The organism is Nocardia bhagyanarayanae, from assembly GCF_006716565.1.
GTDB lineage: Bacteria > Actinomycetota > Actinomycetes > Mycobacteriales > Mycobacteriaceae > Nocardia > Nocardia bhagyanarayanae.
Genome location: NZ_VFPG01000001.1, coordinates 3569189 through 3582785, shown reverse-complemented (window position 1 = coordinate 3582785; position 13597 = coordinate 3569189). Strand labels below are relative to the sequence as shown.

Annotated in this window: 11 protein-coding genes; 2 read left to right on the top strand and 9 right to left on the bottom strand. The window is 69.8% G+C overall.

The features are described from left to right. Positions 1 to 2 precede the first annotated feature (2 nt). The 5 genes from lepB to FB390_RS15115 all read right to left on the bottom strand — a co-directional run bounded on the left by lepB (position 3) and on the right by FB390_RS15115 (position 4387). Positions 3 to 773: a signal peptidase I gene (gene lepB / locus FB390_RS15135; protein WP_425465867.1), complete on the bottom strand. Its 771-nt coding sequence runs from the start codon at positions 771 to 773 to the stop codon at positions 3 to 5. Positions 774 to 856: 83 nt separating this feature from the next. Then, on the bottom strand, positions 857 to 1198 hold the full coding sequence (gene rplS / locus FB390_RS15130; protein WP_011210681.1) for a 50S ribosomal protein L19: 342 nt from the start codon (positions 1196 to 1198) through the stop codon (positions 857 to 859). 183 nt (positions 1199 to 1381) lie between these two features. Further along, the gene (locus FB390_RS15125) at positions 1382 to 2554 is read right to left on the bottom strand and encodes a serine hydrolase domain-containing protein (RefSeq protein ID WP_141809519.1); all 1173 of its coding nucleotides are present in this window, start codon (positions 2552 to 2554) and stop codon (positions 1382 to 1384) included. After that, entirely contained in the window at positions 2551 to 3861 is a 1311-nt protein-coding gene (locus FB390_RS15120) for an FAD-binding oxidoreductase (protein WP_141809518.1), read from the bottom strand. The genes FB390_RS15125 and FB390_RS15120 overlap by 4 nt, the downstream gene beginning before the upstream one ends. 37 nt (positions 3862 to 3898) lie before the next feature. Then, entirely contained in the window at positions 3899 to 4387 is a 489-nt protein-coding gene (locus FB390_RS15115) for a DoxX family protein (protein ID WP_246124032.1), read from the bottom strand. Between the two features lie 181 nt (positions 4388 to 4568). Here FB390_RS15115 and sigJ point away from each other — a divergent pair, with 181 nt between their 5' ends. Then, positions 4569 to 5465: an RNA polymerase sigma factor SigJ gene (gene sigJ, locus FB390_RS15110; RefSeq protein WP_141809517.1), complete on the top strand. Its 897-nt coding sequence runs from the start codon at positions 4569 to 4571 to the stop codon at positions 5463 to 5465. 7 nt (positions 5466 to 5472) lie between these two features. Here sigJ and FB390_RS15105 read toward each other — a convergent pair whose 3' ends face one another. From FB390_RS15105 to FB390_RS15090, 4 genes are all read right to left on the bottom strand, one after another. Then, complete coding sequence (locus FB390_RS15105) at positions 5473 to 6345, bottom strand: hypothetical protein (protein ID WP_141809516.1); 873 nt, start codon at positions 6343 to 6345, stop codon at positions 5473 to 5475. 33 nt (positions 6346 to 6378) lie between these two features. Beyond that, the gene (locus FB390_RS15100) at positions 6379 to 8769 is read right to left on the bottom strand and encodes a Tex family protein (RefSeq protein WP_185757245.1); all 2391 of its coding nucleotides are present in this window, start codon (positions 8767 to 8769) and stop codon (positions 6379 to 6381) included. 589 nt (positions 8770 to 9358) lie between these two features. Beyond that, a complete protein-coding gene (locus FB390_RS15095; protein WP_141809515.1) occupies positions 9359 to 10993 on the bottom strand; it encodes an AMP-binding protein in 1635 nt (544 codons plus the stop codon). Continuing rightward, positions 10990 to 12633, bottom strand: a complete 1644-nt coding sequence (locus tag FB390_RS15090; RefSeq protein ID WP_141809514.1) for an AMP-binding protein — start codon at positions 12631 to 12633, stop codon at positions 10990 to 10992. The genes FB390_RS15095 and FB390_RS15090 overlap by 4 nt, the downstream gene beginning before the upstream one ends. Positions 12634 to 12729: 96 nt before the next feature. Here FB390_RS15090 and FB390_RS15085 point away from each other — a divergent pair, with 96 nt between their 5' ends. After that, complete coding sequence (locus FB390_RS15085) at positions 12730 to 13581, top strand: helix-turn-helix transcriptional regulator (RefSeq protein WP_141809513.1); 852 nt, start codon at positions 12730 to 12732, stop codon at positions 13579 to 13581. Positions 13582 to 13597 lie beyond the last annotated feature (16 nt).

The window sequence follows — 13597 nt, the reverse complement described above, 5'->3', positions numbered from 1 at the left end:
GATCAGTTCGGCTGCGGGTCCTGGGAACGGATGAGCCCCATCCGATTCGGCGGCCAGATCTTCATGACGGCCTTGCCGCGCACGTTGTCGATGGGAACGGTGCCCTGCAATTCGTCGCCGACGTGGGCGCGGGAGTCCGCGGACTGGTTGCGGTTGTCGCCCATCACCCACAGGTGCCCCTCCGGAACCTTCACCGGACCGAACACGCGGCCCGCGGGATAGGTCGGGTTCTGCTGGCCGGGCAGCCAGCGGTAGTCGTTCTCGACGTAGGGCTCGTCGAGGGGTTTGCCGTCCACCATGACCCTGCCCTGCGCGTCGCAGCACTGCACGGTCTGGCCGCCGACCGCGATGACGCGCTTGACCAGGTCGTTCTCGTCGGGCGGCACGAGGCCGAAGAAGGAGAAGAAATTCTGCACGCCGCGCACGACCGCGTTGTCCGAGCGGATCGACTGGTAGCGGGTGTTCCAGGAGGGCGGTCCGACGAAGACCACCACGTCACCGGGTTGCGGGTCGCTGCCGTAGTAGCTGACCTTCTGCACGTAGATGCGGTCGCCGATCTGGAGGGTCTCCTCCATCGACTGGGACGGGATCACGTACGGCCGCCCGACGAAGCTGACCATCAGCGCGGCGATGACGGCCGCGATCACGATGAGGACCGGCAGCTCCTGCCAGAACGGGCGCTGCTTCTTCGGCTTCTTCGCCTGCCGCCTCCTGCGGCGTCCCCCCTCGTCGTCCGATCCGGACACCGACACCGACCCACTTTCGTCTGCCACGCGGAACAGACTAGCCCGGCACCATGACTCGCGTCCGGTGCCGGGCCAGTGAAGATCACTCGTGCCGGGTCAGGGCGAAGCGCTCAGCGCTTTTCCTTGATCTTGGCTGCCTTACCGCGCAGGTCGCGCAGGTAGTACAGCTTCGCCCGGCGGACGTCACCGCGGGTCACGACGTCGATGTGGTCGATGTTGGGGCTGTGCACCGGGAAGGTGCGCTCCACGCCGACACCGAACGACACCTTGCGCACGGTGAAGGTCTCGCGGATGCCACCGCCCTGGCGACGGATCACGACGCCCTTGAAGACCTGGATGCGCTCCTTCGAGCCTTCGATGACCTTCACGTGCACATTGAGGGTGTCACCCGGACGGAAGTCGGGGACATCGCTGCGCAGCGACTTTTCGTCGACGAAGTCAAGGGTGTTCATTTCCATCCTTCTGGAGTTCGCGCGAACAGAGGACCCTGGCGGCACGGTGCGTGCTCGACCGGTTCATGCTCCGAATTAAGGGATGCTCCCGGGGTCGACATGCACCCAGGGCAACCTGTGCATTGTGCCAGACCAGGGGGCCACGCCGAAAATCGGGTCCGTCGGGTCGAGGCTGCGCTTCCCTCAGTGATCCAGTTCCATCGCGGCCCAGTGCAGCGCCGCCGCCAACCGGTGGTTCTCCGCCGCGGTGAAGGCGAAGGCGGCACGGCGGCGAGTGTATCCGTACGCGACGCCCGACCGCGGATCGGCGAAGCCGTCCGATCCCGCCGAACCGGTGTGACCGAAAGCCCGCGCACCGAGGAACGGGTACGACAGCCCTTTCGCCTCGAAACCGAGGGCGAACGCGGCGTCACCGCGCACCAGATCGGGTCCAGGGGCGTGGATCGCCGTGAACTCGGCGAGGGTGTCCGGATGCAGCAGCGGAGGGCGGCCGTTCAGCTCCGAGATGGCGGCGGCGTACATGCTCGCCACACCCCGCGCGCTTCCGACACCACCGGCCGAAGCCGGCCCGCGCGACCGCACCTCGCGGCTGTTCGGCAACAGCATCACATCCATCGGTGTGAACGCCGGTGTGGCGGCGAGGTTGTACGAGATGCCCGCGATGCCGTGTGGACTCGGCGAATTCGCGGCGAAGGCCGCCTCCATGTCCGGGGTGGCCAGCCACGGGAGGATCTCGCGGAAGCGTCCGTCCTGCGCCTCGGGCAGACCGAGATAGAGATCCAGCTCGTAGGGCGCCCTGATCCGTTCCTCGAAAAGCTCCTGGATGGAACGGCCGACCAGGCGTCGCACGACCTCCCCGAGGATGGCGAAGGTGACGAATCCGCCGTACCCCTGGGCCGCGCCCGGCCGGAAGTGCGGATGCTGCTGAACGATCAGTTCCGCGACGATCCGGTCGTCGGCCAGCTGCGCCACCGTGAAGCCGCCGTCGATCCCGATCAGCCCGGCACGGTGGGTCAGCACCTGCCGCAGCGTGATCGCCGACTTGCCGGCCGCCGCGAAGTCGGGCCAGTAGTGGGCGACGGTCCGGTCAAGCTCGAGCACCCCGTCCTGCACGAGCAGCGCGACGACCAGCGTCGCGGCGCCCTTCGTGGTGGAGTGCAGGCCGGTCAGCGTCTCGCCGGTGACCTCGGGCCCGGCCCAGAGATCGACCACCTTCCTGCCGTGCACGAATCCGGCCAGCTGCGCACCGGATTCGCCGTTCTCCTCGGCGACCACCGCGGCGAATTCCGCCCGGACCGCCTCGAATCCCGCCGCGACGGTGCCGTGCACGACCGTCGTCTCGACGTCCGCGCTCATCCGAGCACCGGGTAGTTCGCGCGGAAGACACCCCGCGGATCACGGGCCCGCTTGATGTCGGCCAACCTGTCCGCCGTCGACGCGTCGAAGGCCGCCGACGCGCGCTCCCCTGGCGTCAGGAACGTGTACGGCTTGCCCGCACCGAGATGGCCGTCCAGCGCGCCGACGATCCGCCGCTGTTCGGCGGTCACCGCCTCGGCGAGGTGCGGCAGACCCAGGCCGAGCAGGTACAGCAGGTACGGCTCGCGCACCGCGCCGCGAGCGCCCGGCCGCGGCCCGGTCGCGGCGAGCGCGCCGCCGAGGTGGCGGATCTGAAGGTTCACCAGCGGCGCGAGCGGGTCGTCGAGCAGGACCTTCGCCACCGCGTCGTCGAGATCGGTCAACAGCTCGGCGCGGGACAGCGCCGGGCTTGGATCGGTGGGTTCGGCGGTGATGTCGCCGAGGTTCGCCACCGCCAGCTCGCCGCGCTTGTCGGCGACCGCGCCGCCGATCGCGTCGACTCCGGCGAGCAGCTCCCTGGCCGCCTCGGCGTCACCGAGGTAGGCGACGTCGAGCGCGACCATCGGTGGGGCGTCGGGGAATTGCAAGCGGTGGTACCACAGCGACAGCTCGTCGGGAGCCCGCTCGGTGAGCTCGGTGAACGCCTCGAAGACGGCGCGGGTAGCGGTGCCCGGCCACATCACGCGACCACCGTAGAACGCGGGCGCGGGGTGCAGGTCGAATTCGAGCGCGGTCACCAGCGCGTAATCACCGCCGCCGCCGCGCAACGCCCAGAACAGTTCCGGGTCGGACGCGGCGGTGACGCGCGCGGCACGGCCCTCGGCGTCGACGATCTCGAACGCGCGCACGTCGTCGCTGGCCCAGCCGAACTTCCTGCCGAACCAGCTCAAGCCGCCGCCGAGGGTGTAGCCGGTGACGCCGACGACCGGGTTGCTGCCCGCCAGTCCGGTCAGTCCGTAAGCGGCGACGGCGGATTGCACCTGCCCCCAAGTCGCGCCCGCGCCGACGCGCGCCCACCGCTCGTCGGCGTGCACCTCGATGCCGTCGAGGCGCGCGGTGCGGACCAGGATGACGCCGTCACCGTTTCCGGACGCGCCGTGGCCGGTCGGCTGGGTGGCGACCGTCAGACCCGTAGTGCTCGCGTGGCGGACCAGCGCCCCGGCGTCCTCGGCATCGGCGATCTCGACCACCGCGGCCACGGATTGGCGCACGGTGAGATTCCACGCCCGCGCGGCACCGTCGAATTCCTCGTCACCGGGCAAGAAGACGCGGCCGCGAACGATGCCGCGGAGATTCTCCAGTGTCATTTCTCTTCTCCTGTCTGTTGTTTCGATCGAAGAATTGCTAGGCGCGGCGGGAACGGCGCAGCGCGGCCCACGCTTGCGGCAGCGGTTTCGGATCGCGCCGGGCGGGCGGACGCAGCGCCCAGGACGCGACGGTGAGCCCGAGGAAGACCAGCGGGGAAATCGCCGCGGCCGCTGGGTCACCGGCGGCCAGGTGCGAGAGGGCGGCGCCGCCGTAGACGAAAGCCAGTCCGGCGTAAGCCCATTCCTTCAATCGCGGGGTGCCTGGCGCCAGCACCGCGCCAACGGCGGCGACCTTGGCGGCGCCGATGATGGTCGCGAAATAGAGCGGGTATTCGAGACGTTCGAAAGTGTCCTGCACATAAGGAATTCGCGCGAGATCCCAATACGCGCCGATCACCGATTCGGTCATCAGCAGGGCGGTAGTGCCACCGAAGGCGATCATCCTCGCGCGGGATCCGCGGTGCGAGACACCGTCTTCGTTCGGGATCGTCGTGAATTCCGCGGGAATCGCTGTTGCTGTCGTCATGTTTCGGCCTCCTCGTTCCTCCGGTCGGCGACGCGCTCATCGCGCACCGCCTCCTCGCTGTTCGACTGGATGACGGAGCGGAGCGCGGAAAGGTAACGAGTGTGACGTAGCGCACGCGAAGGGGAACGCTGTTACGTCTGGCGACCGCGCTTCGTCAGTAAGTCGACGGAGAGGACACGACGTGAACGACCACGATTTTCTGGCGGGGCGCTTCGAAGGCCACCGGCCGCATCTGACCGCGGTGGCCTATCGCATGCTGGGCTCGGTCGCCGAGGCCGACGACGCGGTCCAGGAGGCGTGGCTGCGGCTGGCCAAGGCCGACGCCGCCGAGATCGACAACCTGGCGGGCTGGCTGACCACCGTCGTCGGCCGGATCTGCCTCGACATGCTGCGGGCGCGCACTTCCCGCCGGGAGGAGCCGATGGCGGAGCGTCTGCCGGATCCGGTCGTCAGCACGGAGGACGGCACCGATCCGGAAGGCCAAGCGCTGCTGGCCGATTCGGTCGGTATGGCGCTGCTGGTGGTGCTGGAGTCGCTGAATCCGGCCGAGCGGCTGGCGTTCGTGCTGCACGACATGTTCGCGATGCCGTTCGATCAGATCGCGCCGATCGTCGGCAAGTCACCCGCCGCGGCCAAGATGCTGGCCAGCCGCGCGCGCAACCGGGTGCGCGGCCGGGCGCCGGTGCCGGACCCCGACCTGCCCCGCCAGCGCCGCGTCGTCGACGCCTTTCTGAGCGCGGCGCGGGGCGGTGACTTCGACGCGCTGCTGGCGATCCTCGATCCCGACGTGGTGCTGCACGCCGACGGCGGCGCGACGGTGCCCGGCGGCCTGCGCGTGGTGCGCGGCGCGGCGCGGGTGGCGGCGATGCTCGACACGTTCCACCGGATGGCCAACCTCTACGACACCCAGCCGGCCCTGGTCAACGGCGTTGCCGGACTGCTCAATACGGCCGGAGGCAAGCCGATGTCGGTGATGAGCTTCACCGTGACGGACGGCCGGATCGCCGAGATCGACATCCTGTCCGATCCCGAACGTCTCGCCCGCCTCGACCTGGTCCAGGCCGACGACCGTCGATGAACGCGGGTCAGTGCTCCTCGTCGTGCTCGGCCGCCCACGGCAGGTGGTGGTGCCGGTGCGGGGCGGGCGGCGCGGGCACCACCGTCCTGGTCAGCTCCGCCTCCGCCGCCGTGCGCACATGCTCGACATCGGGCTTGCCGGCGACCAGGTCCTGCACGAAGATCTTCGCCCGGATGACCGGCCTGCGATACCGGCGTTCCCGCACGATCGCCCGGTACCTCAGCCGCCGCCGGTCGGCGTAGCGCCACCGGGCCCACGGCGCGCCCGGCCTGCTCAGGCGCAGCGCGCCGACCACGAGCAGCGGCGGGAAGAACATGCCGAACAGGCCGGTCCAGATCTTGCCTTTGGCGATGACGATCGCGGCGAGCATCAGGTTCACGAGCGCGAACACGGTCGCCACGATCCGCGCGCCGGTGCCGATGGACGCGCGAAAGTCGTTGATCTCCAACAGCGACAGCGGATGGAAGCCGAGCAGCAGCAGCCCGGTCACCGCGAGCGCGACGAACACGGCGTCCACCGAGGTGCGGCCCTGTTCCTCCCAGTACACGTCGCGCAGGTAGTAGATCAGCGCGAACTCGTCGAGGACCAGCGCGGCGCCGACGCCGAAGGCCGCCGACAACGCGCCCGCGGTGACACTGCTGCCGTCCTCGAAGACGGCGACCAGGCCGAGTCCGGAGCCGAGCACCAGGATCACGCCGAACACCATGTGGTGGATGTGCACGGTGCCCGCTCGAAGGTTGCCCGGCCACCAGCGCACCTTCGCCCTGATCATCCGGACGCTGAGCCGGATGAACAGGAACCCGATGATGAAGCCGAAGAGGAAGCACAGCAGGGGTAGGCGGCCTTGCGCGATCACATCGTCTTCGAGCCACCGTCGCATGGCCGCCTACATCCCTCCGCCCCGCGCTGGCGCCTACTGTCCGAAACCGGCCCGGCGCAGCGCGTCGGCCATGGAACCGCTCGGCGCGGGGGCGTTGCGCCGCTGATTGCCCTGACCGCGGCCCTGCTGCTGCCGCCCTTGACCATTCTGCCGCTGCCTGCCGTCGCCGCCCTGACGTCCGCCGCCCTGGCCGCGGTTGCCGCCGCGCTCGTTCTTCGCGGGGGCGCCGGGCTCGTCGTCCAGACGCAGCGAAAGTCCGATGCGCTGACGGGCGACGTCGACCTCGAGCACCTTCACCTTCACCACGTCGCCGGACTTCACCACCTCGCGCGGATCCTTGACGAAGGTGTGCGACATGGCCGACACGTGCACCAGACCGTCCTGGTGCACGCCGACGTCGACGAACGCGCCGAACGCCGCGACATTGGTGACCACGCCCTCGAGCACCATGCCCGGCTTCAGGTCGGCGACCTTCTCGACACCTGCGGCGAACTCGGCGGTCTTGAATTCCGGGCGCGGGTCGCGGCCGGGCTTCTCCAGCTCGCTGATGATGTCGGTGACGGTCGGGACACCGAACTTCTCGTCGGTGAACTCGGCGGGCCGCAGCGCGCGCAGCACGGTGGTGTTGCCGATCAGCTCGGACATCCCGCGGCCGGTGGATTCCAGGATGCGCCGGACCACCGGGTATGCCTCGGGGTGCACCGCGGAGGTGTCGAGCGGGTCGTCGCCGCCTCGGATGCGCAAGAAGCCCGCGCACTGTTCGAACGCCTTCGGGCCGAGCCGAGGCACGTCCAGCAGTGCGGTGCGGCTGCGGAACGGACCGTGCTGATCACGGTGCGCCACAATGCTCTCCGCCACCGACGACGCGATGCCCGAGACCCGGGACAGCAGCGGCACCGAGGCGGTGTTCACGTCGACGCCGACCGCGTTCACCGCGTCCTCGACCACCGCGCCCAGCGAGCGGGCCAGCAGCGTCTCGGAGACGTCGTGCTGGTACTGGCCGACGCCGATCGACTTCGGGTCGATCTTCACCAGCTCGGCCAGCGGATCCTGCAGGCGGCGCGCGATGGAGACCGCGCCGCGCAGCGAGACGTCCATGTCCGGCAGTTCCTGGGAGGCGTAAGCGGAGGCGGAGTACACCGACGCACCCGCCTCCGAGACCACGATCTTGGTCGGCTTGTTCTCCGGGATGCGCGAGATCAGCTCGGCGGCAAGGGCGTCGGTCTCGCGCGAGGCGGTGCCGTTGCCGATCGCGATGAGTTCGACGCCGAACCGCGCGACCAGCGCGCCGAGCACCGCGAGCGACTTCTCCGTCTGCCCCTGCGGCTTGTGCGGGTAGATGACCTCGGTGGCGACGACCTTGCCGGTGGCGTCGACGACCGCGACCTTCACACCGGTGCGGTAGCCCGGGTCCAGGCCCATCGTGGTGCGGGTGCCCGCGGGCGCGGCCAGCAGAAGATCGCGCAGGTTGGCGGCGAACACGTCGACCGCGTCCTTCTCCGCGGCCTGGCGCAACCGCATGCGGATGTCGATGCCGAGGCTGACCTGGAGCTTGGTGCGCCACGCCCAGCGCACCGTGTCCAGCAGCCAGGAATCGGCGGGGCGGCCCTTGTCGGCGATGCCGAACCGCACCGCGATGCGACCTTCGTAGACGCTGCGCTCACCTGGTTCGGGCTCTTCGGTGTCCGGCTCGAGGTGCAGGGTGAGCACGTCCTCTTTCTCACCGCGCAATAGCGCGAGCACGCGGTGCGAGGGCAGCTTGTGGAACGGCTCGCTGAACTCGAAGTAGTCGGCGAACTTCGCGCCCGCCTCCTCCTTGCCCGGCCGCACCGTCGAGCTGATCTGGCCCCGGTTCCACATCAGCTCGCGCAGCTCGCCCACCAAGTCCGCGTCCTCGGCGAACCGCTCGACCAGAATGGCGCGGGCGCCGTCGAGCTGCTCGGCGGTGTACTGGCCGGGATCGGTGGCCGGATCGCCGATCAGCGCGTCGGCCACCGGCTCGTGGCCGGCCTCGCGCGCGATCTGCGCCTTCGTGCGCCGCTTCGGCTTGAACGGCAGGTAGATGTCCTCCAAGCGGGCCTTGGTCTCGGCGAGCATCAGCTGCCCGAGCAGCGCGTCGTCGAGTTTGCCTTGGCCGCGGATGGATTCGATGATCGCGCCACGGCGCTCGTCGAGTTCGCGCAGGTAGGACAGCCGCTCGTCGAGCTGGCGCAGCTGAGCGTCGTCCAGCCCGCCGGTCACTTCCTTGCGGTAACGCGCGATGAACGGCACGGTCGAACCCGCGTCCAGCAGTTCCACCGCGGCGCGGACCTGGCTCTCGCGCACACCGAGTTCCTCGGCGATACGCCTGCCCACGCTGGCCAGCGGGGCGCCTGTCGGTGCGGCGGCGGTCGTGTCGGTGCTGTTCGGCTCTGAACTGGCGATCTCGGGCGCTGTCGTCACGACCCGCAACACTAGCTCCCCCGCCTCTCCGCGTTCTAGGCCGGTCGTGAGTGCCGCGGGAGATTCGCACCGGGCCGGCGGTTGTGAGCCGCTCAGGTTTTGGGCGTACGCTGGCCCGCCTCTCCGCGACCAAGGCCGGTCGTCAGAGCCGTGGGAGTTTCGTGCCGGGCCGACGGTCGGGAGCCGCTCGGGTTTTGGGCGTACGCTGGCCCGCCTCTCCGCGACCAAGGCCGGTCGTCAGAGCCGCGGGAGATTCGCACCGGGCCGACGGTCGGGAGCCGCTCGGGTTTTGGGCGTACGCTGGCCCGCCTCTCCGCGACCAAGGCCGGTCGTCAGAGCCGTGGGAGTTTCGTGCCGGGCCGGCGGTCGGGAGCCGCTCGGGTTTTGGGCGTACCCGGTGAGTTACCCGGATCTTGCGAAATCAGTTGTCGCCTCGGTAAGGGGATCTCCGTATTCGCTCCGGCCGTGCGCGGGTTGGCGACGGACAACATCCGGCCGCGCCCATCAGGCCCGAAGGAAGGGCTCGCGGTTCGGCGAGCCCGTCCTCCGGGGATGGGTGGCTCGGCTCGGGCTAGCCGAGCAGTTCCTTTGCTATCTCGCGCATCTCGGCCTTGCGGATCTTGCCCGTGACCGTCATCGGGAATTCGTCGACCAAGTGGACGTAGCGCGGGATCTTGAAGTGGGCGAGTTTGCCGGTGCAGAAGGCGCGCAGGGCCTCGGCGTCCAGTGGCGTGGCGCCCTCGCGCATGCGGATCCAGGCCATCAGTTCCTCGCCGTACTTCGCGTCGGGCACACCGATCACCTGGGCGTCCAGGATGTCCGGGTGGGTGTAGAGGAACTCCTCGATCTCGCGGGGGTAGATGTTTTCGCCGCCGCGGATGACCATGTCCTTGATCCGGCCCGTCACGGCGATGTATCCATCGGCGTCCATCACGCCGATGTCGCCGGTGTGCATCCAGCGGGCGGCGTCGATGGCCTCGGCGGTCTTGTCCGGCTGATCCCAGTAACCGAGCATCACCGAATAGCCGCGGGTGCACAGTTCGCCGGGCTCGCCGCGCGGAACGGTCAGACCCGTCGCGGGATCCACGATCTTGACCTCGAGATGCGGGCCGACGCGACCGACGGTCGCCGTCCGGCGATCGAGGTCGTCGTCGCGGCGGGTCTGGGTGGAGACCGGAGACGTTTCGGTCATGCCGTAGCAGATGCACACCTCGTGCATGCCGAGCCTGTCGATGACCCGCTTCATCACCTCCACCGGACACGGCGAACCCGCCATGATGCCGGTGCGCAATGTCGACAGATCCGGTGTCTCGCCCGTCTTTTCGAGGACCGCGTCCAGCTCGGCGAGCACCGCGATGAACATCGTCGGTACGCCGTAGAGGGAAGTGCAGCGCTCACGGACGACCGCGTCCAGGGTGGCGGCCGGATCGAAGGACGGCGCCGGAATCACCACCGCCGCACCGTGACTGGTGGCCGCCAAGTTGCCCATCACCATGCCGAAGCAGTGGTAGAAGGGCACCGGCACGCAGATCCGGTCCTGCTCGGTGTATCCGCACAGCTCACCGACGAAGTAGCCGTTGTTGAGGATGTTGTGATGACTGAGCGTGGCGCCCTTCGGGAAACCCGTTGTGCCCGAGGTGTACTGGATGTTGATCGGATCGTCCGCCGACAGCGCCTGCGCGACGGCGGCCAGCCGCTCGGCGTCGACCGGCGCGTCGGCCACCGCGGCCCAGTCCGCGCCGCCGAGGATCAGAACCTGGTCGAGGCCGGGACATTCGGGCCGGACTTCTTCGATCATCGCGACATAGTCCGAGGTCTTGAACTCCGGCGCGGCGACGAGCATCCGAACCCCGGCCTGGCGCAGCACGTATCCGAGTTCGCTGGTGCGGTAGGCCGGATTGATGTTGACCAGGATCGCGCCCAGCTTGGCGGTGGCGTACTGCACGAGGAACCACTCCGCGCAGTTGGGCGCCCAGATGCCGACGCGATCGCCCTTGGCGAGACCGCGGGCGGCGAGACCGGACGCTATCGCGTCCACCGCCGCGACGAGCTCGCGGTAGGTCCAGCGGCGTCCGGTCGGCAAGTCCACCAAGGCTTCCCGATCCGGATGCGCCGCCGCCGTGCGGTCCAGGTTGGCGCCGATGGTGTCGCCGAGCAGCGGCGCGTCCGAGGTGCCCGAGGCGTAGCTCGGCAGCGCGGGAATCATCGCGCGCCTCCCTGCTGCCGCAGCACGAAACGCTGCACCTTGCCGCTGGGCGTCTTCGGCAGGCTCGTCACGAAATGCACCCGGCGCGGATAGGCGTGCGCCGCGAATTTCTCTTTCACCAGTCGCTGTAGCTCGGCGGCCAATTCGGCGCTGCCCGCGGATCCATTGCGCAATACCACGAATGCCTCCAGCACTTCGCCGCGCAGTTCGTCCGGCAGACCCACCACCGCGGCCTCGGCGACCTGATCGTGCAGCACCAGCACGCTCTCCACCTCGAACGGACCGATGCGGTAGCCCGCCATGATGATCACGTCGTCGTCGCGGGCGGAGAAGTGGAAGAACCCGTCGGCGTCGCGGGATCCGGCGTCGCCGGTGAGATACCAACGACCGTCGGCGGTGTAGCGCTGCGCGGTGCGCTCCGGGGCGTCGAGATAGCCCAGGAACCACAGCAGTGGGCTGCGCTCGGTGTCGATCGCCACCCGGCCGAGTTCGCCGGGCGCGGCCTCGACGTCGGCGTCCTCGGCGAGCACGGCGCAGGTCCAGCCGGGCAGCTGCTTGCCCATGGAGCCGAGCGGGGCCGCGGCGCTGAGCTCGTCGTGCCAGGCGTTGCAGACGACCATGCCGTGCTCGGTCTGCCCGTAGTGATCCCGGACGGCGACGCCCAGGTTCCGCGCCGACCAGGCGACGACCTCGGGGGTGAGCGGTTCGCCCGCGGAGGACGCGCGACGCAGCGCGAAACCCGTTGGCGGCGCGGTGTCTTCGGCGCGCAGGGCGCGGTAGACGGTGGGCGCCGCGGCGAAGTTGGTGACCCCGAAGCGCTCCATGACCCGCCAGGTGAGCGACGCGGAGAAGCCCGCGTGCAGCAGCAGGCTGCGGGTGCCCGACGCGAGCGGGCTCAGGATCGCGTAGTAGAGCCCGTAGGCCCACCCCGGATCGGCGGCGTTCCAATAGACGTCGTCGGGCCGGACGTCCAGCGCGAACTCCTGATACGCGTGGAAGGACGCCAGCGCGCGCAGCGGGATCGGCACGCCCTTCGGGGTGCCGGTGGTGCCGCTGGTGAACAGCTGGACGAGCAGCCCGTCACCGCCGATCGCGACGGCGGCGGCGCGCGGGTCGTCGGCGGTGTACGCGTCGAGCAGGTCGGCGAAACGCAACGTGTCGGGTCCGACTTTCTCGGCGGATCCCGCGACGACCAGCCGCCACGACGCGTCGGCCGGAATGTCGTCGCCGGGAGCCAGCTTCGCGGCCTGATCGGCGTCCGCGACCACGAGCGCGGCGCGGCTGGCCGTCAAGCGGAACGCGATGGCGGGCGGCGCGAACGCGGTGAACAGCGGAACGTGCACCGCGCCGCGACGCCAGATGCCGAGCAGCGCCACGATCAGATCCGCGGACTTGCCCATCAGGGTCGCGACGCGATCGCCGCGCCCGACACCGAGTCCGGCCAGCGCCGCGGCGAAACGCGCCGAACGCTCGCGCAGTTCGCCGTAGGTGAGGTCGGTGGCGCTCAGGTCGGCGTCCACCACCGTGAACGCGACGCGGTCCGCCGGATGGCGGTCGCACAGCAGTTCGGCCGCACACGCCTCCGGTCCGTCGTAACACTCCAGCAGCTCGCGCACCCGCGCGTCCAGGTCCGTGCTCATCTCGCCTCTCCTCGTCGGTGATCCACGCCACCCTCGTGTCCCCTAGGATGTGGGTTGCATCACGTTCGTCACTACCCCCGAAAAGGGGTGAGTCGTTTGACCACCACTTCCCTGCTGCGCCCCCGCGACGCGGACGCGCTGCGCGCCGAGATCCGCTGGGTGGCGCACCGGGCGGGCGTCCCCGTCGTATTCGGTGGCGAGGTGCACGAGGATGCGTTGCTGCTCACCGAGTTCGTCGGGACGATGACCAACGGGCTGCGCGGCCTCACCGTGCTGCGCAGTTCGGGCCTCGGCGGCCGGGTCATGGATATGCGCAGGCCGGCGTCGGTGGCGGACTACCGCAATGCCGCCTCCATCACCCACCACTACGACGCTCCGGTCTCGGGCGAGGGCATCCGCTCGGTGCTCGCGGTGCCGGTGGTCGTCGACGATCGGTCGCGCGCGGTGCTCTACGCCGCGACGCGCGGCGCGAGCCCGCTCGGCGACCGGACCGCCGATCTGATGGTGCAGGCGGGCAAACGACTGGCCACCGAGTTCGCGATCCGCGACGAAGTCGACCGGCGGCTCCGGCTGCTGGAGATGACGACGCCGACCCCGGACACCGCGCCCGTCGTGACCGAGGAACTGCGGGACATCGGCGCCGAACTGCGCGGCCTGGCCCGCACGGCCACCGACGAGCGATTGCGCGCCCGGCTGCACGGAATCTGCGACCGCCTCGGCCGCGTCCTCACCGGCGAACCCGCTCCCGACGCGCCGCGCCTGTCCCGCCGGGAATTGGACGTGCTCGCCGAGATCGCGCTCGGCTGCACCAATCAGGAAGCGGCGCAACGCCTCTCGCTCGGCGCGGAAACGGTGAAGAGCTACCTGCGCAACGCCATGATCAAACTGGACGCGCGCACCCGCCACGAGGCCGTCGTCACCGCCCGCCGCCTCGGCCTCCTCCCCTGAGCCGGTCCGGGCCTCC